The 20,820-nt window shown below is 72.1% G+C and carries 16 protein-coding genes; 9 read left to right on the forward strand and 7 right to left on the reverse strand.

Translation table 11 applies throughout. The features are described 5' to 3' along the window. Window positions 1–12 precede the first annotated feature (12 nt). Window positions 13–1,764 (reverse strand): ATP-binding protein, encoded by a 1,752-nt coding sequence (locus AB0K07_RS07370; protein WP_363751739.1) that lies wholly within the window; start codon window positions 1,762–1,764, stop codon window positions 13–15. Window positions 1,765–2,153: 389 nt separating this feature from the next. Then, window positions 2,154–2,900, reverse strand: coding sequence for a pyrimidine reductase family protein (locus AB0K07_RS07375; RefSeq protein ID WP_363751740.1), 747 nt, complete (start codon window positions 2,898–2,900; stop codon window positions 2,154–2,156). A 150-nt stretch (window positions 2,901–3,050) separates the two neighbouring features. Here AB0K07_RS07375 and AB0K07_RS07380 point away from each other — a divergent pair, with 150 nt between their 5' ends. From AB0K07_RS07380 to AB0K07_RS07405, 6 genes are all read left to right on the forward strand, one after another. Beyond that, window positions 3,051–3,614 (forward strand): plasmid pRiA4b ORF-3 family protein, encoded by a 564-nt coding sequence (locus AB0K07_RS07380; protein WP_363751741.1) that lies wholly within the window; start codon window positions 3,051–3,053, stop codon window positions 3,612–3,614. A 295-nt stretch (window positions 3,615–3,909) separates the two neighbouring features. Continuing rightward, window positions 3,910–5,199 (forward strand): ABC transporter substrate-binding protein, encoded by a 1,290-nt coding sequence (locus AB0K07_RS07385; protein WP_363751743.1) that lies wholly within the window; start codon window positions 3,910–3,912, stop codon window positions 5,197–5,199. A gap of 109 nt (window positions 5,200–5,308) precedes the next feature. Continuing rightward, window positions 5,309–6,280 carry a sugar ABC transporter permease gene (locus tag AB0K07_RS07390; RefSeq protein ID WP_363751744.1) on the forward strand — a complete coding sequence of 324 codons (972 nt, stop codon included), beginning with the start codon at window positions 5,309–5,311 and terminating at the stop codon, window positions 6,278–6,280. A 10-nt stretch (window positions 6,281–6,290) separates the two neighbouring features. Continuing rightward, complete coding sequence (locus AB0K07_RS07395; protein WP_363751745.1) at window positions 6,291–7,133, forward strand: carbohydrate ABC transporter permease; 843 nt, start codon at window positions 6,291–6,293, stop codon at window positions 7,131–7,133. Further along, window positions 7,130–8,563 (forward strand): GH1 family beta-glucosidase, encoded by a 1,434-nt coding sequence (locus tag AB0K07_RS07400; protein WP_363751747.1) that lies wholly within the window; start codon window positions 7,130–7,132, stop codon window positions 8,561–8,563. The genes AB0K07_RS07395 and AB0K07_RS07400 overlap by 4 nt, the downstream gene beginning before the upstream one ends. Window positions 8,564–8,645: 82 nt before the next feature. Then, entirely contained in the window at window positions 8,646–9,692 is a 1,047-nt protein-coding gene (locus AB0K07_RS07405; protein WP_363751748.1) for a LacI family DNA-binding transcriptional regulator, read from the forward strand. 333 nt (window positions 9,693–10,025) lie between these two features. Here AB0K07_RS07405 and AB0K07_RS07410 read toward each other — a convergent pair whose 3' ends face one another. Together AB0K07_RS07410 and AB0K07_RS07415 are read right to left on the reverse strand one after the other, a co-directional pair. Next, window positions 10,026–11,246 carry an acyl-CoA dehydrogenase family protein gene (locus tag AB0K07_RS07410; RefSeq protein ID WP_363751749.1) on the reverse strand — a complete coding sequence of 407 codons (1,221 nt, stop codon included), beginning with the start codon at window positions 11,244–11,246 and terminating at the stop codon, window positions 10,026–10,028. Further along, on the reverse strand, window positions 11,246–12,325 hold the full coding sequence (locus tag AB0K07_RS07415) for a phosphotransferase family protein (RefSeq protein WP_363751750.1): 1,080 nt from the start codon (window positions 12,323–12,325) through the stop codon (window positions 11,246–11,248). The genes AB0K07_RS07410 and AB0K07_RS07415 overlap by 1 nt, the downstream gene beginning before the upstream one ends. A 148-nt stretch (window positions 12,326–12,473) precedes the next feature. Between AB0K07_RS07415 and AB0K07_RS07420 the strand changes: the two genes are divergently transcribed. Then, window positions 12,474–13,178 (forward strand): amino acid-binding protein, encoded by a 705-nt coding sequence (locus AB0K07_RS07420; protein ID WP_363751751.1) that lies wholly within the window; start codon window positions 12,474–12,476, stop codon window positions 13,176–13,178. Between the two features lie 92 nt (window positions 13,179–13,270). Continuing rightward, window positions 13,271–14,332, forward strand: a complete 1,062-nt coding sequence (locus tag AB0K07_RS07425) for a GNAT family N-acetyltransferase (protein ID WP_363751752.1) — start codon at window positions 13,271–13,273, stop codon at window positions 14,330–14,332. A gap of 21 nt (window positions 14,333–14,353) precedes the next feature. On the opposite strand, the gene AB0K07_RS07430 is transcribed toward AB0K07_RS07425, so the two are convergent. Together AB0K07_RS07430 and AB0K07_RS07435 are read right to left on the reverse strand one after the other, a co-directional pair. Beyond that, the gene (locus AB0K07_RS07430) at window positions 14,354–14,752 is read right to left on the reverse strand and encodes a VOC family protein (protein WP_363751753.1); all 399 of its coding nucleotides are present in this window, start codon (window positions 14,750–14,752) and stop codon (window positions 14,354–14,356) included. Window positions 14,753–14,830: 78 nt separating this feature from the next. Beyond that, entirely contained in the window at window positions 14,831–16,396 is a 1,566-nt protein-coding gene (locus AB0K07_RS07435; protein WP_363751754.1) for an aldehyde dehydrogenase family protein, read from the reverse strand. Between the two features lie 440 nt (window positions 16,397–16,836). On the opposite strand from AB0K07_RS07435, the gene AB0K07_RS07440 reads away from it, so the two are divergent. Further along, entirely contained in the window at window positions 16,837–19,740 is a 2,904-nt protein-coding gene (locus tag AB0K07_RS07440) for a glycoside hydrolase family 9 protein (protein WP_363751755.1), read from the forward strand. A 51-nt stretch (window positions 19,741–19,791) separates the two neighbouring features. Here AB0K07_RS07440 and AB0K07_RS07445 read toward each other — a convergent pair whose 3' ends face one another. After that, window positions 19,792–20,763 (reverse strand): hypothetical protein, encoded by a 972-nt coding sequence (locus AB0K07_RS07445; protein ID WP_363751756.1) that lies wholly within the window; start codon window positions 20,761–20,763, stop codon window positions 19,792–19,794. Between the last annotated feature and the right edge of the window lie 57 nt (window positions 20,764–20,820).

Below are 20,820 nucleotides of genomic sequence, written 5' to 3' on the forward strand. Positions count from 1 at the left end.
GTGGCCGGCCCCCTAGAACGGGATGTCGTCGTCGGTGCCGCCGCCCGAGCCCACCACGGCGAACGGGTCGGCGGACTGGGTGATCGAGCGCAGCGTCTCCGATGGTGCCCGGCCCGCCTCGGAGACCCGGGTCGCCCAGGCCGGGAACGGGAACTCCAGGCAGAGCGGCACCGGGATGTCGGGCTGGTTGACGAACATGGTGCCCGGCTTCGCCAGCAGCGCCCGTTGCCGCTGCGCCGGCGGCAGGAAACCGTACTCCGGGCGGGAGGCCTCGGCCGGGTCGAGCCGGCCGACCACCCGGATCGCCGAGTTGGTGACGATGCGCCGCTCCACCTCGCTCGCCGTCTGCTGGGCGCCGATCAGGATCACGCCGAGCGAGCGGCCCCGCTCGGCGATGTCCAGCAGGACCTCCTTGATCGGCGAGGAGCCCTCCCGGGGGGCGTACTTGTTGAGCTCGTCGAGGACGACGAAGAGCAGCGGCTTGGCCGTGCCGGACTTCTCCTTGCGCTCGAACTCGCTCTTGAGCGTCACGCCGACCACGAACCGCTGGGCGCGGTCGGGAAGGTTGTGCAGGTCGACCACGGTGACCTGCGCGGACTCGCTGGTGTTGATCGAGTGGGGGCGGCGGGTGGCCAGGTCGCCCCGGATCAGCCGGCCCAGATCCTTCTTGCTGCCGATGAGGCGGCGGGCGAACGCGTTGACGGTGCCCAGGCCGACCGCGCTGCCCGCCCAGTCGGAGCGGGTCTCGTCGTCGTTGAGCTGCTCGACGATGTGGTCGACCAGGTCGGCGTAGGAGCCGAGCCGGACGCCGTCGATGCTCACCCCGCCGTCGGCGGGCTGCGCGTAGCGGGCCAGGTGCGCGGCGACCGAGTGGACCACCATCGTGTACTGCTGGCGCTCGTCGTCGGCGTCGGCGAAGACGTACGGCAGCAGCCGGTCGGCACAGAACTCGCTCAGCGTCCAGTAGAAGGCGTCCACGCCGGTGAGCCGGCTGCTCACGTCGGGTGTGCCGGCCGCGTCGCCGACCCGCGGCGGGGCGTACACCCGCACGTCGGGGAAGGCGCCGGCGCTCAGCCCGAGCTTCGCGTACGCCGCACGGGTGGGTTCGTCGAGCCGGGTGTTGGGATGGTCGAGGAAGAGCAGGTCCTCGCCCTTGACGTTGAAGATCAGCGCTTTGGCGTTGACCGCGTCGCCGCCCAGCACCCCGGAACGGAAGACCGAGTAGAGCAGGAAGGTGGCGAAGCTGGTCTTGGTGGCCACCCCGGAGATGCCGGAGATGGAGACGTGCGCGCCCCGGCTGCCGTCGAGGAAATCGGCGTTGAGGTAGACCGGCACCCCGTCGCGACCCATGCCCATCGGGATGCGCCGCTCCATGCGGTCGAAGTGCAGGGCACGGGCGCGGGCGTCGCCCTCGGCCCGGTGCACCACCGCCCCCGGGGTCGGCGGCACGTAGAACTCCGGGTCGACCCGGGTGGTGGTCACCTCGGCCGCCTCCTGCACCTGCGCCGGCAGCGTGCCGTCGGCGATGGCGAAGACGTCGGAGTCGAACTGGGCGCCCTCGTGCCGGGCCCGGACCTGGGTGACCACCCCGGCGATCGTCACCGGCTCGCGGTCGGGCAGCTCACGCCGGGTGACCACGACGTCGTCGAGCTGGAGGTAGCTGCCGGGCGCCACGGCCGTCCAGAACTGCAACGGGGTGGCGTCGGCGGTGCCCAGCACCCGGCCGACCGGCTGGCCCGGGCCGTCGAGGCCGTCGTCGGTCATCGGGCGACTCGGGTCGGTCGGGCATCACGGTCGGGGCGCATGAGGTGCATCCTGCCCGAGGAGTACGACAGGTTGCCACGCGACGCGGCGGACGACACCATTGCCACCCACAGCCGCGCGCCGTGCGTGACCGTCGACGCACCCAGCGTCAGGTCGGTGTCGCGGTCGGGCGGCCGCCCCCGTGCCGGCCGCCCCACCCCCGTCCCCTCCGTCTGCCGGTCCGGGTCAGCCGGTCAGGCAGCTGTAGTACCGGCCGCGCCAGCCGGACTGGTAGAGGAGGTTGGAAGGGCCGTGCCGGACGCGGTGCGTACGCCCGACGACGGCCGTTCCGAGAAGCACGATCCGCGACCGGGATGCAGGAAACCTTGGACGATCCTTGAATCCGGCGGTCAGTCCCGGGCGTGGCGGAGCATGAGGACGCCGTCGTCGGCGGCGAGCACGTGCCGCAGCGGCAGCTGCCGGGGCGGCGTGGCGTCGCCAGCGGTGATCCGGCCCGGGCCCGGCCCGGCGAGCAACGGCGCGACGGTGAGGCACAGCTCGTCCACCAGGTCGGCGGCGGTGAGCGCACCGAGCAGCTGCGGGCCGCCCTCGCACAGCAGTTGGGACAGCCCGCGCCGGCGCAGCTCGTCGAGGCCGGCGGTCAGGTCGACCCGGTCGGTGCCGCAGCGCAGCACATCGGCGACGTCGGTCAGGCCCGGTGGCGGGTGGGCGTCGGCGTGGGTCAGCACCACCGGGCGGACCGGGGCGTCGGCGAACGCGGCCTGGGCCGGGTCCAGGTCGAGCGAGCCGGAGACCACCACCAGCGTCGGGTACTCGGCCAGCCCGTGTTCGCGGCGCCACGCGCGGCGGCGTTCGTCGAGTCGGACCGCCCGGTAGCCCTCGTGGCGCAGCGTGCCGGCGGCCACCACCAGCGCGTCGCAGAGCATCCGCAGCAGGCCGAAGATCCGCTTGTCCGGCTCGCCGGAGAGCCCGGCGGAGTAGCCGTCCACGCTGACCGCGCCGTCCAGGCTGGCGACGAAGTTGACCCGCAGGTGGGGCCGGTCGGCGCGGCCGTAGAGGGTGGTCAGCGCGGCGTCGTCGAGCGGTAGCGTCGACGGCTCGGGCCAGAGCCGCCGGATCGGGATTCCAACGGTCATTCGCTGGCCGGACCGGTGACCGGAGGGGTCGGTCGGGCGGTACGGTGCTGGCAGTCGCACCAGTTCCGGCCCGGGCAGTCGTCGTGTCGCCGGGCCCGGCACGCTCGGCAGATCATGCTGGCAGCCTAAGCCGCGGGAGGACAGGGACACATGCCGCGTCAGATCTTCCAGCTGAAGATGTCCCTGACCGGCGTTCGTCCGCCGGTCTGGCGCCGGGTGCTCGTTCCGGCCGGCTACACGCTGGACCGGCTGCACCGGGTGGTGCAGCACGCGATGGGCTGGCGGGACTGCCACCTGCACTCGTTCGAGATCGACGCGGTGCAGTACGGCGAACCCGACCCGGACGGCGAGCTGGCGCTGCACGACGAGCTGGACGTCCGGCTCGACGCGGTGCTCGGCAAGGGCAGCGGGTTCTCCTACACGTACGACTTCGGCGACTGGTGGGAGCACGACCTGGTGGTCGAGGACGCGCTCACCGCCGACCCGGAGGAGCGGTACCCGCTCTGCCTGGACGGTGAGCGGGCCTGCCCGCCGGAGGGCATCGGCGGCCCGTCGGGTTACCGGGCGCTGTTGGTCGCGTTCGCCGGTCAGGGTGATCCGGCCGATGTCGGCGACCCGGCGCACGCCCTGCTGCTCGACTGGGCGGGCTCCACGTTCGACCCGTTCCGCTTCGACACCGACCGCGCCAGCACCCTGCTGCGCCGCTTCTGCTGACCCCTGGGTGCCCGCCGCGGCGGGCACCGCGGTGAGCCGCCGGCCGCAGTGCCGGGATTCTCGCCTTTTCGGATGACCCGCCACTGTGGTCGATGGCGGTAACGATCTGGGAACGCTCCCATCGCCCTATTGACACCCCCGTTACCCGCCGGCAATCTCATGGGAGCGCTCCCGGAGGGTGGCGCGGGTCACCCACGTTCCCTCCGGTCCGGCCGCCGGCACCGCCGGCGCCGCGGCGCGGCAGCACCCCCCACCACAACCACCAAGCCTCACCACCGGAAAGAGGGGTCAGCGAATGAGTGTCACCACGCGGCGTACCCGCCTGGCGGCCGCTGCCCTGGCCGCGATCACCGCAATCGGCGGTCTCGCAGCCTGCGGCAACGACGATGACGAGCCGGCGGCCGGCGAGAAGCCCGCCAAGCTGGTCGTCGACACCTTCGGCGAGTTCGGCTACGACGAGATCGTCAAGCAGTACGAAAAGGACACCGGGATCAAGGTCGAGCTGCGCAAGACCGCGCAGCTCGGTGAGTACCGGCCGAAGCTGGTCCGCTACCTGGCCACCGGCAAGGGCGCGGCGGACGTCGTCGCACTGGAAGAGGGCATCCTCAACGAGTTCAAGGCCAACCCGCGCAACTGGGCCGACCTCGCGCCGCTGGTCGCCGACCACTCCAAGGAGTACCTGCCCTGGAAGTGGGAGCTGGGCAAGGCGCCGGACGGGCGGCTGATCGGCCTGCCGACCGACGTCGGCAGCCTCGCCGTCTGCTACCGCAAGGACCTGTTCCAGGCAGCCGGCCTGCCCACCGAGCGCGACCAGGTGTCGGCGCTCTGGGCGGACTGGAAGGGCTTCCACGAGGCCGGCCTCAAGTACAAGCAGGGCAGCGGCGGCAAGGCGTTCATCGACTCGATCACCGCCGTCTCCAACGGCGTGCTCTTCCAGCAGGGCAGCGATCTGTTCTACGACAAGGAGAACAACATCATCGCGGACACCAGCCCCGCGGTGAAGAACGCCTGGGAGACCGCCACCTCGATGGTGGACATCTCCGCCAAGGCGCAGACCTGGTCGCCGGAGTGGTCGGGTGGTTTCAAGCAGGGCACCTTCGCGGCCACCTTCTGCCCGTCCTGGATGCTCGGCATCGTCTCGGACAACTCGGGTGCGGCCAACAAGGGCAAGTGGGACGTCGCGGCCGTGCCGGGCGGCGGCGGTAACTGGGGCGGCTCCTGGCTCGGGGTTCCGGAGCAGAGCAAGTACCCGAAGGAGGCGGCGAAGCTCGCCGAGTACCTGACCAGCGCCGCCAGCCAGGTGGAGGCCTTCAAGGCCAAGGGCCCGCTGCCCACCAACCTGGAGGCGCTGAAGAACGACGCGTTCCTCAGCTACACCAACGAGTACTTCAGCAACGCGCCGACCGGCAAGATCTTCGGGGAGAGCGTCGCCAAGATCCAGCCGATCCACCTGGGCCCGAAGCACCAGGCGGTGAAGGAGAACGCGCTCGAGCCGGCCCTGCGGGCGTTCGAGAACGGGCAGGCCGACAAGGCGAAGGCCTGGGAGCAGTTCACGAAGGACGCAAAGACTCAGGGTGCCTTCTGAGTGATTCCCCGTCGGTGGCGTCCGGGTGTACCCGGACGCCACCGGCCGGTCCCTTCCGCGTAGCGCCCTGCGCGAGGGCGCCCGGGCCTCGCCGGAAAAGGAAATTCGCATGAGCCTGTCGGCCACGACGGCACCGCCGTCACCAGCAGCACCGCCTTCTCCCGATGTCTCTTCCCGACGTAGCCGGGGAAGGTTACTCAACCACCTTGATGTCAAGTACTCGCCGTACCTCTACATCGCCCCGTTCTTCCTGATCTTCGGCGCCTTCGGGTTGTACCCGATGGTGCGTACCGCCTGGATGTCGCTGCACGACTGGGACATGATCGGCGACCGCTCGTTCATCGGCTTCGACAACTACACCCGGCTGTTGTCCGACGAGTACTTCTGGAACGCGCTCGTCAACACGTTCGGCATCTTCGCCCTGTCGACCATCCCGCAGCTGTTGCTCGCCCTCTTCCTGGCGAACCTGCTCAACCGGACCTTCCTGCGTGCCAAGACCTTCTTCCGGATGGCCATCTTCATGCCGAACGTGGTGTCGGTGGCCGCGGTCGCGATCGTCTTCGGGATGCTGTTCCAGCGGGAGTTTGGCCTGTTCAACTGGCTGCTCGGCTTCGTCGGTGTCGACCCGGTCGACTGGGACGGGCAGCGGTGGAGTTCCTGGCTCGCCATCTCCTCCATGGTCAACTGGCGGTGGACCGGGTACAACACCCTGATCCTGCTCGCCGGCATGCAGGCGATCCCGAAGGACCTCTACGAGGCCGCGGCGATCGACGGCGCCAGCCAGTGGCGGCAGTTCTGGCAGATCACCCTGCCCATGCTCAAGCCCACCTTCATCTTCGTGGTCATCCTGTCCACGATCGGCGGCATGCAGCTCTTCACCGAGCCCCTGCTCTTCGGCAACGGCAACATCATCGGCGGCAACCAGCGGGAGTTCCAGACGCTGGCCATGTACATGTACGAGATGGGCATCGTGAACCTGAACACCGCAGGCTACGGAGCCGCGGTCGCCTGGGCGATCTTCATGATCATCGCTGTGGTGTCGCTGTTCAACTTCCTACTCGTCCGCCGCTCGGCGAAGTGAGGAGAGATCGATGATCTCGGCTTCCCAGCGCCTGTGGCGCACCAGCCCGCTGACCTACGTGGCGCTCGTCCTGGCGGCGCTACTGTCGATCTACCCGTTCTACTACATGATGGTGATCGGCAGTCGCAGCCTGGACTCCATCAACGACGTGCCGCCGCCGCTGACCCCCGGCGGAGCGTTCGGTGACAACTTCGGACGGGTGCTCGACAACGACGCGGCCAACTTCCTCACCGGCATGCTGAACTCGATCATCGTCTCCTCGGTGGTCACCCTGTCGGTGGTGCTCACCGGTTCGCTGGCCGGGTTCGCCTTCGCCAAGCTGCGGTTCCGGGGCAGTAACGCTCTCCTGCTGGCGATCATCGTCACCATGATGATCCCGACCCAGCTGGGCCTCATCCCGCTCTGGGGCATGATGCAGGACCTGGGGTGGTACGACACCCTCTACGCGGTCACCGTGCCGTTCCTGGTCAGCGCCTTCGGCGTGTTCATGATGCGGCAGTACGCCAGCCAGGCGATCTCCGACGAGCTGATCGAGGCCGGCCGCGTCGACGGGGCGAGCACGTTCCGGATCTACTGGAGCATCGTGCTGCCCGCGCTGCGTCCCGCCGCCGGCGTCCTCGGTCTGCTGACCTTCATGGAGACCTGGAACTCGTTCCTCTGGCCGTACGCCATCCTCACCCCGGAGAACCCGACCCTGCAGGTCTCGCTCTCCTTCCTCTCGTACGCCTACTACACCGACTACTCCCAGGTGTTCGCCGCCACGGCCATCGGTACCGTTCCGCTGGTCATCGTGTTCATCGTGTTCGGCCGCCAGATCATCGGCGGGATCATGGAAGGTGCCGTCAAGTCGTGAGCAACCCCGCCAGCCCGCCCGCCGTGGGCGTCCTCGACGAGCGCCCCGGGCTGACCTTCCCGCCCGGCTTCCTGTGGGGGGCCGCGACCGCGGCGTACCAGATCGAGGGCGCGGCGGCCGAGGACGGCCGTACCCCGTCGATCTGGGACACCTTCAGCCACACCGACGGCCGCGTGGTCGCCGGGCACACCGGCGACGTGGCCTGCGACCACTACCACCGGCTCGGCGACGACGTCGCGCTGATGGCCGAGCTGGGGCTGAAGTCGTACCGTTTCTCGGTCTCCTGGCCCCGGGTGCAGCCCGGCGGCACCGGCGCGGCCAACCCGCAGGGGTTGGACTTCTACCGCCGGCTGGTCGACGAGCTGCTCGCGCACGGCATCGAGCCGTGGCTCACCCTCTACCACTGGGACCTGCCGCAGCCGCTCGAGGACGCCGGCGGCTGGCCGGCCCGGGACACCGCCGCCCGCTTCGCCGACTACACCACGCTGGTCGCCGACGCGCTCGGCGACCGGGTCCGCTACTGGACCACGCTGAACGAGCCGTGGTGCTCGGCGTTCCTCGGCTACGGCTCCGGGGCGCACGCCCCCGGCCGGTCGAACGGGGCGCACGCCGTCCGCGCCGGGCACCACCTGATGCTCGGGCACGGCCTGGCCGTGCAGGCGCTGCGTGCCGCCCGGCCCAGCGCCGAGGTGGGCGTGACCGTCAACCTCTACCCGGTCGACCCGGCCAGCGACGCCCCCGGCGACGTGGACGCCGCCCGACGGATCGACGGGTTGGCCAACCGGTTCTTCCTCGACCCGCTGCTGCGCGGGTCGTACCCCGAAGACCTGGTGGCCGACCTGAGCACGGTGACCGACTTCGACCACGTACGCGACGGTGACCTCGCCACCATCGCCACGCCGCTGGACCTGGTCGGGATCAACTACTACAGCCGGCACGTGGTCGCCGCCCCGGTCGAGGGCGCCGAGCCGGAGCCGTACTGGCGGGCGCCCTCCTGCTGGCCCGGCAGCGAGGACGTCCGGTTCGTCACCCGGGGCGTCCCGGTCACCGACATGAACTGGGAGATCGACGCCCCGGGCCTGGTCGAGACGCTGCGCCGGGTGCACGACGAGTACACGGACCTGCCGCTCTACGTCACCGAGAACGGCTCCGCGTTCGTCGACACGGTGGTCGACGGGGAGGTCGACGACGTCGACCGGCTGGCCTACTTCGACGCCCACCTGCGCGCCGCGCACGAGGCGATCAACGCCGGGGTGCCCCTGCGGGGATACTTCGCCTGGTCACTGATGGATAATTTCGAATGGGCCTGGGGTTACACCAAGCGGTTCGGCATGATCCACGTCGACTATGACACCCAGGTCCGCATCCCCAAGTCCAGTGCCAGGTGGTACGCCTCGGTGATCCGACGCAACGGTCTGGCCGCACAATAGGCTCGGGCCAGCCATCAGGGCGGTCCTGGTGTCCACCTCCCGCAGGTGGCACCGGGCCCGCCCGCCGTCGGAGGAGCAGACGATGACAACGCAGCGCACCCGGTCGCTCGGGCGCCCGACCCTCGATGCGGTCGCGGCGCGCGCCGGCGTCGGGCGGGGCACGGTCTCCCGCGTGGTCAACGGCTCGCCCCAGGTCAGCCCGGAGGCCCGGGCCGCGGTCCAGCAGGCCATCGCCGAGCTCGGGTACGTGCCGAACCGGGCGGCCCGCGCGCTCGTCACACAGCGGACCGACTCCGTCGCGCTGGTCGTGTCCGAATCCGGCGAACGGGTCTTCACCGAGCCGTTCTTCGCCGGCATCGTGCGGGGGATCAGCTCCGGCCTGCTGGAGACGCCGATGCAGCTCTGGCTGGCCATGGCCCAGTCACCGGTGGAGCGGGAGCGGGTCGAGCACCACCTGACCAACCAGCACGTCGACGGCGTACTCCTGCTGTCGTTGCACGACTCCGACCCGCTGCCGACCCTGCTGGAGGAGCGCGGCCTGCCCGCCGTGCTCGGCGGCCGGCCGGCCCGCATGCTGCAACCCGGCGCCCAGCCGGCCTGGTTCGTCGACGTGGACAACGTCGGCGGCGCCCGCCAGGCCGTGGAGTACCTGGCCGGCCGGGGGCGACGACGCATCGCCACCATCGCCGGCCCGCAGGACATGGGCGCCGGCCTGGCCCGGCTCGCCGGCTACACCGAGGCCGTCAAGGCCACCGGGGCCGGCGTCAACCCCGACCTGATCGCGTACGGCGACTTCAGCGAGGGCAGCGGCGCGGCCGGCATGCGCCGGCTCCTGGACGCCTGCCCGGACCTGGACGCCGTCTTCGTCGCGTCCGACCTGATGGCGTTCGGCGCGCTACGGACGCTGCGCGAGGCCGGCCGGCGGGTGCCCGAGGACGTCGCGGTGATCGGGTTCGACGACGCGCCGATCGCCCGGCAGGCCGACCCGCCGCTGACCACCGTCTTCCAGCCGGTGGAGGAGATGGGCCGGCAGATGGCCCGGCTGCTGGTCGCCCGGATCCGCGGCGACGACCTCCCCGCCCCGCACATCCTCCTGGACACCCAACTCATCCACCGCGCCTCCGCCTAAACCGCACGCTCCGCCGGGCCGGCCCGCCCTCCCGGCCCGCCCTCCCGGCCCGCCCTCCCGGCCCGCCCTCCCGGCCCGCCCTCCCGGCCCAGCCCCCGGCCCGCTCGGCCGGGGCCCGCCCCTCGCGGGTGATCATGAGGTTGACGGGAGACATTTCGGGCAGATCCGCCCGCCAACCTCATGATCGACAGGGTTGGGCGGGCATGATCACGCTCGATCCTGGATGTAGTGGTGTCGGGGGCGTGGGAGGCCACTACATCCAGGATCGAGCACGATCTTCCGGTGCGCGGTGCGCGGTGCGCGGTGCGCGGTGCGCGGTGCGCGGTGCGCGGGTCAGGCGGGGGTGGGGGTCCAGCGGCGGAGTTCCCGCTTGGCGAGGGAGGAGCGGTGGACCTCGTCGGGGCCGTCGGCGAGGCGCAGGGTGCGGGTCTGCGCCCACAGGGCGGCCAGCGGAGTGTCCTGGCTGACGCCGGCGCCGCCGTACCCCTGGATGGCCTTGTCGATCACCCACTCCGCCATCGCCGGGGTGCCGATCTTGATGGCCTGGATCTCGGTGTGCGCGCCCTTGTTGCCGACGGTGTCCATCAGCCAGGCCGTCTTGAGCACCAGCAGCCGGGACTGCTCGATGCGCACCCGCGACTCGGCGATCCACTCCCGGACGACGCCCTGCTCGGCCAGCGGCCGGCCGAACGCGATCCGCTCGTTGGCCCGGCGGCAGAGCAGTTCCAAGGCCCGCTCGGCCATCCCGATCAGCCGCATGCAGTGGTGGATCCGGCCGGGGCCCAGCCGCGCCTGGGCGATGGCGAAGCCGGTGCCCTCGGCGCCGATCAGGTTCTCCGCCGGCACCCGGACGTCGGTGAAGTCGATCTCGGCGTGCCCGCCGTGCGTGCCGTCGGTGTAGCCGAAGACGGTCATGCCCCGGCGCACGGTGACGCCGGGGGTGTCCCGGGGGACCAGCACCATGCTCTGCTGGCGGTGCCGGTCGGCGCCCGGGTCGGTCTTGCCCATCACGATGAAGATCTCGCAGCGCGGGTCCATCGCCCCGGACGACCACCACTTGCGTCCGTTGATGACGTACTCGTCGCCGTCGCGGGTGATCCGGGTGGCGATGTTGGTGGCGTCGGAGGACGCGACGTCCGGCTCGGTCATGCAGAACGCGGAGCGGATCTCACCCTCCAGCAGCGGCATGAGCCAGCGTTCCCGCTGCGCCTCCGAGCCGAACTCGGCCAGCAGCTCCATGTTGCCGGTGTCCGGTGCCGCGCAGTTGACCGCCTCCGGCGCCAGGTGCGGGCTGCGCCCGGTCAGCTCGGCGAGCGGAGCGTACTGGAGGTTGGTCAGGCCGGCGCCGTAGCGCGGGTCGGGCAGGAAGAGGTTCCACAGGCCGCGCTTGCGGGCCTCCGCCTTCAGCTCGGCCAGCACCGGGGTACGCGACCACGGGTCGCCGGTGGCCGCCTGCTCGGCGTGCACGGCCTCGGCCGGATAGACGTGCTCGGTCAGGAACCGGGTCAGCTCGTCGCGCAGCTCCTCGGTCCGGGCGTCGTACGAGAAGTCCATCACCGCTCCCTGGCGGCGGTCAGCCCGTGCGCGACCAGCGGTGCCACCATCTCGCCGATCCGGTCGAAGCCCTCGCCGAGCGTCTGCCCGAGCGTGTGGCGGTAGTGGATGCCCTCACAGATGACCGCGAGCTTGAAGCAGCCCAGTGCCACGTGCCAGTGCAGCGGCCCGACGTCGACGTCGCTGCGCCCGGCGTACCGGTCGATCAGCTCGGCGCCGGTGGGGAAGCCGGCGCGCGGGCCGAGCCCGTCGGCGACCGGGTTGCCGGCGGCCGTCTCGCTGTCACCCAGCACGTCCCAGTACGTCAGCAGCAGCCCCAGGTCGGCGAGGGGGTCGCCGAGGGTGGCCATCTCCCAGTCGAGGACCGCGTGCACGGCGACCGGGTCGGCTGAGGCGAGGAGATTGTCCAGCCGGTAGTCGCCGTGCACGATCCGGCCGGCGTTCGCGCCCTCCGGCGCGGTCGCCGCGAGGAGGTCACGCAGCTCGTCGATGCCGGGCAGCGGGCGGCTGCGTGACCGGTCGAGCTGCCCGGCCCACCGGCGGACCTGCCGGGCCAGGTAGCCCTCGGGGCGGCCGAAGTCGCTCAACCCGACCGCCGCCGGTTCGACGGTGTGCAGCGCGGCGAGGGTGTCCATCATCGCCATGGCCAGGGCATGCCGTCGCTCGTCGCCCAGCGGATCGGTCTGCCGGCGGGTGCGGAACACCTCGCCGGGCATCCGCTCCATCAGGTAGAACGGTGCGCCGATCACCTCCGGCTCGGTGCAGAGCAGCAGGGCACCCGGCACCGGCACCTCGGTCGGCGCGAGCGCCGAGATGACCCGGAACTCGCGGGCCATGTCGTGCGCGGTCGCCAGCACGTGCCCCAGCGGCGGCCGGCGCAGCACGACCTCGCGGTCGCCGAGGTGCAGCAGGTAGGTGAGGTTGGACTTGCCGCCCGCGATCAGCTGTGCACGCAGCGGCGCGACGGCCAGCTCGGGGCGGTGGTCCGCCAGGTAGCCGGCGAGCCGGTCCAGGTCCAGGCCGGCGGGGGACGCCGGAAGGGCCCCCGGCCGGAGCGCGTCGACGGCCGGATCGGTCATCCGACTAGTTGATGGCAGCCCGCTCACGTTGTCAAGGTCAGATTTTCCCCTCGGGACATGCCTCTGCAACAGGGACGAAATGGTCAACACCCAGGCTGGGACCAGCCTGCCGGCCGCCACCGCCGGCCCGCCGAGCGGAGGGACAGACATGTTGCTGCGAGTTCGGGTCACCCTGCCGGACCGTCCGGGCACCCTCGGCCAGGTCGCCCGCACGTTGGGCGTGTCCGGCGCGGACATCGTCCAGGTGGTCGTCCTGGAGCGGCTCGGGGGGCGCGCGGTGGACGACTTCACGGTGGTCTGGCCGGGCGCGGCGCGGGTGGAGCGGCTGCTGGCCGGTCTCGCGGCGATCCCGGGCGTGCGGGTCGACGGCGTGTGGCGGGCGATCGGCGCGCCCACCACCACCGGTCAGGACGCGGAGCTGCTGGCGCAGGTCGCGGCGAACCCGGCCGACGGGCTGGCCACGCTGGTCGACGCGGTACCCGGGCTGCTGGCGGCCGACTGGGCGGTCGCCGCCGTGGTGCCGGTGGACTGGGCGTCGCGGACCGGGGGCACCGGTGGGGCGACGGTCGGGCACGCGAGCTGGCGGACTCCCGTACCGCTGCGGCTGCCGGAGGTGACCCCGCTGCGCGGCCGGTCGATGACCACCCCCGACGGCACCCACCACGCGATCGCGCCGTTCGGGCGGGCCGGCCTGGTCCTGGTGGTGGCCCGCGAGCACAGCGAGACCCTCTCGGCGGCCGCGTTCCACAGCACCGAGGTGGACCGGCTCACGCAGCTCGTCCGGGCCAGCGCGGTGATCCTCGGCGACCGGCTGGACCTGGTCGGCGCGCCCCCGGTGGTCGCCGGCCCTTGAGCGGGGGCCCGAGGAGTTCCCGGGCCGTCACGGACCAGCAACCGGGCGGCAACAGCCGGGGGCGAGGCTCGTACCGGGGAAGGGAGCCAACCATGACGTTGTGGCGGATCCGAGCGACCGTGGACGACCGGCCGGGTTACCTGTCGGTGCTCACGGCGAGCCTCGCGCTGCGTGGGGTCAACATCCTCACCGTGCACGTGCAACCCACCGAGCGGGGCGCGGTGGACGACTTCCTCGTCGACGCGCCGGACGCGCTCGGCGAGGCGGAGCTGATCGCCGCCGTCGAGCGGGGGCGGGGGCGGGACTGCTGGGTGGCGCGCAGCGAGGCGCGCGGCCTGGCCGACCAGCCCACCCGCGTGCTGGCGTTGGCCAACCGGCTGGTGCGGGACCCGGACGCGACGGGCGAGGCGTTGTCCACACTGCTCGGCGCCGACTCGGTCAGCTGGCGGCCGGCCCCGACCCCGGCCGACCGGGGGATCGCGGGCACCAGCATGGTGCTGGCCGACCCGGCGGGCGGCTCGTTCGCGCTGCGCCGGGCTGCACCCGCCTTCACCCCGGCGGAGTACGCCCGGGCGCAGGCACTGGTCGAGCTGGCCGCCACCGTGGCGCGTCGGGCCTCCGAACAGGTCACCCTGGTGCTGCCCGACGGCGCCGAGCTCGCCGTCCGGCCGGCCTGCGCCGACGACCTGTCCGGCGTGCTGGACCTGCACGAGGGGTGCTCGCCGCGCAGCCGGCAGCGGCGCTACCTCGGCGGGGCGGCGGTGCCGCAGCCGAACCGGTTGCGTCGGCTGCTGGAGCCCAGCAGGGGGCTGACCCTGATCGCCACGGCCACCGACGACGACGGTGCGGAGTCGGTGGTCGCGATGGCGAACCTGCTCGGTGAGGGCGACGAGGCCGAGGTGGCGCTGCTGGTGCGCGACGACTGGCAGCGGCGGGGGCTCGGCTCGGCGCTGCTGCGCCGGCTGACCCGGCACGCCGACCGGGCCGGGTACGCGGCGCTGGTGCTGCACGTCCAGGCCGAGAACACCCCGATGCTGCGTACCCTGCGCCGGCTGGACCTACCCGGCTCGGCTGAGCGTGACGGCACCCTGCTCAGCCTCACCGTCCCGCTCACCGCGGAACGGACGGGCACCTTCTCGACGCCTGGCGGATAGGACGGGTCCGGCCGGGGTGTGTCAGGGCGTCGGGGGTTCGCGGCGGCCGGACACGCAGAACCGGTTGCCCTCCGGGTCGGCGAGCACCACGTACGGCGGCTCCGTCGGGTGTGGGTCGGTGGGGTAGTGCCGCCAGTGCACCCGCTGGGCGCCGAGGGCGAGCAACCGGTCGAGTTCCTCGTCGAGGCTGCGCTCGCCGGCGTCCAGGTCCATGTGGAGCCGGGGGAACTCCTGCACCGGGCTCTCGCTGAGGTCCATCGCGATGGCCATGCCCGGCACCCCAGGTGGCGGCTCCAGCACGATCCAGTCGTCGCCGTCGAATCGGGGCGCTCGGCGGCGGTAGCCGAGGGCGGCCGCCCAGAACGTCGCCGCCCGCCCGGCGTCGGACACGCCCAGGGAGAGCTGCTCAATGATGGCCATCTCTCGACCGTACGTCGGCGGGTCCGGTGTGGAGAGGGGCCCCTCGCGTTGGCAAGGGGCCCCTCTCCGTACACCACGTCAGGTGGCGGGGTAGCTGCTGTAGTCGGGGAAGTTGCCGTAGAGCCGGCTGTCGCCGCCGACGGTGACCGCCTGCACCAGCAGGTCGCCACCGACGAACGCGCCCTTCCAGGAGGCGCCCCGCCCGCCGAACGGCTCGTCCCGGTCGCCCCGCGAGCGCGGCTTGTTGATGCCCACCTTGAACGCCTGGAGGTCCACGGCGAGCTTGCCGGCCTCGTCGGTGTCGTCGCAGGCCAGCGACGCGACCAGTGCGCCGTTGGAGGCGTTCATGGCGGCCAGCAACTCGTCGGTGGTGTCCACCACGACGATCGTGTCGACCGGCCCGAACGGCTCGGCGTGCATCAACCGGGAGCGGCCCGGCGGAGCGAGCAGCACCGCCGGTGCCACGTACGCCGAGGTGTCCTGCCCGGGCAGGAACGGCGCGCCGGTCAGCTTGCCCCGGTGCAGGGGCACCGCGCCGCCGCGGACCGCCTCGTCGACCTTGCGGTGCAACTCGTCGGCCTTGGCGGCGCTGATCAGCGGCCCGAAGTCCAGCTCGGGCAGCGGGTCGCCAGCGGTCCAGGTCTCGTCCACCGCGAGCGGGTGCCCGAATCGGATCGAGGAAACCACGGGCAGGTACATGTCGAGGAACTCGTCGACGAGGTCGCGCTGCACGACGAACCGGGGGTACGCGGTGCAGCGCTGCTTGCCGTACTCGAAGCCCTTCCTGAGGTGCGCGGCGAGAAGGTCCCACTGGGAGAAGTTCCAGATGCCCCAGGCGTTGAGGCCCTCCTGCTCGATGAAGTGCCGTTTGTCGCTGTCGAGCAGCGCGGCGGCCACCTTGCCGCCGTTGGAGCGTCCGCCGACGAACGCCACCGCACCGATCTCCGGTGCCCGGACCAGCACTTCGGACAGTTCCTCGCCGCCGCCGGAGACGAGTGTGGCGGGCAGGCCGGCCCGGCGCATCAGCGCGTGCGCGACGGTGAGGCAGACCGCGCCGCCCTGGGACGGGGTCTTGGCGATGACCGCGTTGCCGGCCAGCAGTTGGACCAGTTCGGCGTGCACCAGGACGCTCATCGGGTAGTTCCACGAGGCGATGTTGCTGACCGGGCCGGGCAGCGGCTCGCGGCCGTCGGCGAGCATCCGGTCGATCTCGCCCGCGTACCAGCGGACGCCGTCCAGCGCCCGGTCCACGTCGGCGCAGGCCAGCCGCCAGGGCTTGCCGATCTCCCACACCAGCAGCAGCGCGAGCAGGTCGCGGTGGGCGGTGAGCGCGTCCAACGCGTCGACGACCCGGGCCTTGCGGTCGGCGAGCGGGGTCTGCGCCCAGGCCCGGTGCGCGGCGGCAGCGTGCGCGACCGCGGCGCGGGCGGTGTCGGCGTCGAGCCGGGGAAGGTTGATCACGACGGTGTTGTCCACCGGGGTACGCACCGGCGCGGGGCGGCCGACGGCCCGCCAGTCGCCTTCGACCAGGTTGTGCAGCGTGGTGACGCCGTCGACCTCGGCGCCGAACGCCTCGGGGGTGGCGGCCACCGCGCGGGCGAGGACCTCGGACCATGCGGTGCCCTCGGCGAGTCGTAGTGCCATCGCGTTCTCCTCAGGGTTGACCGGGGAGCGGCGGCGTCGATGGCACCGCTGGTGATCGGTACTGTCCCGCGCCGGGTAGCGGGTCAGCAACAGTACGTTTGTCTGGCTGGACGCCGTCGCGCTCGTACGACGCGGAATCCCACGCCGACGTACACCGTCCCAGCAGGGGACATGTCGACAGACTCATCAACAGATATCGATGATGTGACCTAGCTCCGGGCGTCGTCGGCCGGGTTACCCGTCAGTACGTACCGGCCGCCGAAGCGGATCAGGTGCGCGCGGCGGTCTTCCCAACCGGCGGTGGGCACATTACATTGGCGACTATCCATGGGAGCGCTTCCATGGTCACATGCCGCCACCTCCCCGTCGCCAGTGGCCGTGCCGTCCGACGCCGTCCCGCGTCGATGCGACCGCTGGCGGCGCCTCCGACAGGAGACGCCATGCGCCACCCCACCCGGCCGGTCCCCGGCCACCCCGGCCGCTACCGGCCACCGGCAACCGACCAGCCCTGGCCGCGCCGGCTGCTGGCCGCCGGCGTCGCGCTGATCGCCGGGGTCGCCCTGGCGGTCGCCGTACCGCCGTCCGGGCCCGCGTCCGCCGCGCCGGCCTTCAACTACGCGGAGGCGTTGCAGAAGTCGCTGCTCTTCTACGAGGCGCAGCAGTCCGGCCGGCTGCCCGACTGGAACAGGGTCTCCTGGCGCGGCGACAGCGCGCTCACCGACGGCGCCGACGTGGGCCTGGACCTCACCGGCGGCTGGTACGACGCCGGCGACCACGTCAAGTTCGGCTTCCCGATGGCGTTCAGCGCGACGATGCTCGCGTGGGGCGCGGTCGAGTACCGCAGCGGCTACACCGCGTCCGGGCAGTTGCCGCACCTGCTGAACAACCTGCGCTACGTCAACGACTACTTCATCAAGGCGCACCCCGCGCCGAACGTCCTCTACGGACAGGTCGGCAAGGGCGACGACGACCACAAGTGGTGGGGCCCGGCCGAGGTGCTGCCGATGGCGCGGCCCGCGTACAAGATCGATGCGAGCTGCGGCGGCGCGGACCTGGCGGGGGAGACGGCGGCCGCCATGGCCGCCTCCTCGATGGTGTTCCGGCCCACCGACGCGGCCTACGCCGCCCGGCTGCTCGGGCACGCCCGCCAGCTCTACACCTTCGCCGACACGGTGCGGAAGTCCTACCACGAGTGCATCACCGACGCGACCAGCTTCTACCGCTCCTGGAGCGGCTGGCAGGACGAGCTGGTCTGGGCCGCGATCTGGCTGCACCGGGCCACCGGCGAGGCCAGCTACCTGGCCAAGGCGGAGAGTGAGTACGACAAGCTCGGCACCGAGAACCAGTCCAGCACCCGCTCCTACAAGTGGACCATCGCCTGGGACAACAAGCAGTTCGGCGCGTACGTGCTGCTGGCCAACCTGACCGGCAAGCAGAAGTACGTCGACGACGCCAACCGCTGGCTCGACTACTGGACCGTCGGCGTGGACGGGCAGCGGGTGCCCTACTCGCCGGGCGGGATGGCGGTGCTCGACTCCTGGGGCGCGCTGCGCTACGCGGCCAACACCTCCTTCGCCGCGCTGGTCTACAGCGACCGGACCACCGACGCGACCCGCAAGGCGCGCTACCACGACTTCGCCGTCCGGCAGATCAACTACGCGCTCGGCGACAACCCGCGCAACTCCAGCTACGTCATCGGCTTCGGCGCCAACGCCCCGCGCAACCCGCACCACCGCACCGCGCACGGCTCCTGGTGGGACAGTCAGACGGTGCCCGTCGAGACCCGGCACACCCTCTACGGAGCGCTGGTCGGCGGGCCGTCGGCGGCCAACGACGCGTACACCGACAGCCGGTCGGACTACGTGATGAACGAGGTGGCCACCGACTACAACGCCGGCTTCACCTCCGCGTTGGTCCGGCTGGTCTCCGAGTACGGTGGCAGACCGCTCGCCGGCTTCCCGGTGGCCGAGACGCCGGACATCGACGAGCTGACCGTGGAGACCACGGTCATGCAGGCCGAGCCCCGGGCCACCGGGCTCGAGGTGATGATCTACAACAGGTCCGCGTTCCCGGCCCGGGCCCTGACCGACGGCCGGTTCCGGTACTACTTCCGCCCGGACGGCGCCGGGCCGGTGCAGGTCACCCCCGGCTACACCCAGGGCTGCCCGTCCCCGACCACCGCCCGCCAGTTCAGCGGCGACATCTGGTACGTCGAGGTCGACTGCACCGGGCACACCATCGCCCCCGCCGGGCAGTCCCAGCACCGGATGGAGGTCCAGTTCAAGATCGGGGTGCCGGAGGGCGGCACCTGGGACCCGACCAACGACCCGTCGTACCAGGCCACCGCCGGGCCGAACCGGAAGGTGCCGCTCTACTCCGGCACCACCCGGGTCTGGGGAGACGAGCCGGGGCCGTCCGTGCCGGACACCACCGCGCCGACCGTACCGGGCACCCCGGTGGCATCCGCGCTGACACCGAGGTCGGTCACCCTGACCTGGGCGGCGTCCACCGACAGCGGCGGCAGTGGACTGGCCGGCTACGAGGTCCGCGAGTTCCTGGTCGGCAAGGACGTGGTGGTCATCCGACCCGTCACCGGCACGACGCTCACCATCTCGACGCTGCTGCCGGAGCGGACGTACCAGTTCACGGTGGTGGCCCGCGACGGCGCCGGCAACACCTCCGCCGCCTCGCCGGTGCTCAGCGTGACCACACCGCCGGCCGGCAGCGCCGACACCACCGCGCCCAGCGCGCCCGGCACCCCGACCGCCTCGGCGGTCACCGCCACCGGAGTGACCCTGAGCTGGGCGGCGTCCACCGACAACGTCGGCGTCACCGGGTACCGCGTCTACCGCGAGGCCGGTGCCACCGACGCGCTCGTCGGCTCGCCGACCACCACCACGCTGGCCGTGACCGGGCTGACCGCCTCGACCGCGTACCAGTTCCACGTGGTGTCCGTCGACGCGGCCGGAAACACCTCCGCGGCGTCCGCGCCGGTCACGGTGACCACCGCGCCCCCGCCGGTCGGCGGCGCCTGCGCGGTGGGGTACGCCACCAGCGACTGGAGCACCGGCTTCACCGCCACCGTGACGATCACCAACACCGGCGCCACCGCGATCAGCGGCTGGACGCTGCGGTTCAGCTTCCCCGGCGGGCAGACCGTCAGCCAGGGCTGGTCGGCGACGGTCAGCCAGGCCGGCACGGCGGTCACCGCCACGAACCTCTCCTACAACGGCACCGTGGCCCCGCGAGCGTCGGTGAGCTTCGGCTTCAACGGCACGCACACCGGCAGCAACCCGAAACCCACCGCCTTCACCCTCAACGGCACCGCCTGCACGCTCGCCTGATTTGAGATCTTGGACAGTTGCCGTCAGCGGGGAACGGTAACTGTCCAAGATTCATGCCCGGGTACGCCCCGGCGTCAGCTCGGGGGTCCAGCCAGCGGCGATGAGGGCGCGCCGGACGGCGTCGGCGACCTCCTCGGGGCGGGCGCGGACCAGCCAGGCGGGGAAGCGCAGAATACGGTCGCCGCTGGTCCAGATGTCGTTCTGCCGGCGCATGTCGGCCGCCCACTGCCGGGCGTCCATGTGGTGCGCGCCGTCGATCTCCGCCTGCACCCGCCACTCCCGCCAGTACGCGTCCAACCAGCGGTTACGGCCCGCCGCGTCGACCCGGTGTTCCTGCAGGTCCGGAGCGGGCAACCGATGCCGCCGGCAGAGCCGTAAAAAGTTGATCTCGGACAGCGCCTGTGCGCCGCCCGTGATGTCATCGACGGTCTGCCGGATCAGCCGCCGGCGGGGTGCCCGGGGGAGGACGTCGAGCATGGCGCCCAATTCCTCCGGCAGCACCCGGCGCTGCTGGCAGCCGGCGGCCAGCAGCGCCTGTGCCTCGTCCACACCGGCCGCCCAGCCAGCCGCATCCACCAGCGCCCGTGCCGTCGTGGTGCGCGGCGGCCGGGCGCGCTGGACATGCGCCCGCGGCAGGATCGATGTGCGATGTACCAGGACCGCGGGCATGTCGATCGGCAGCCGCCGCAGGGTGGTCCGGGCGGCCCTGCGGGCGGCCGGTACCAGCACGTGCAGCGGCTCGCGTCGCAGTCCCCGTACCCCGGCCTCGGCGGCGGCGGTGACGCCGGCCAGTACCGCGCCCGGGCCGGTGGCCAGTACCGCCACCCAGAGGTGCTGGTCGCGGGTGAGTCGGCCGTTGCCGGTGAGCACGATCCCCCGGCAGATCGACCGCCACCGACCGGAGCGGATCCGGCCACGCACCGCCCCCTCGCTCAACAAGCGGGTGGCCTGCCCGGTGGTGAGGATCCCGGCCTGCTCGAAGGCGAGCCAGTCGAGCGCGTCGGCATCGTCGGTGGGCAGCATTCGTGGGAGTCTCGCTGCCGCCCGGCCCCCGCACCACCAGATCTTGGACAGTTGCCG

Source organism: Micromonospora sp. NPDC049301, assembly GCF_040678715.1.
In the GTDB taxonomy this organism is placed as follows: Bacteria; Actinomycetota; Actinomycetes; order Mycobacteriales; family Micromonosporaceae; genus Micromonospora.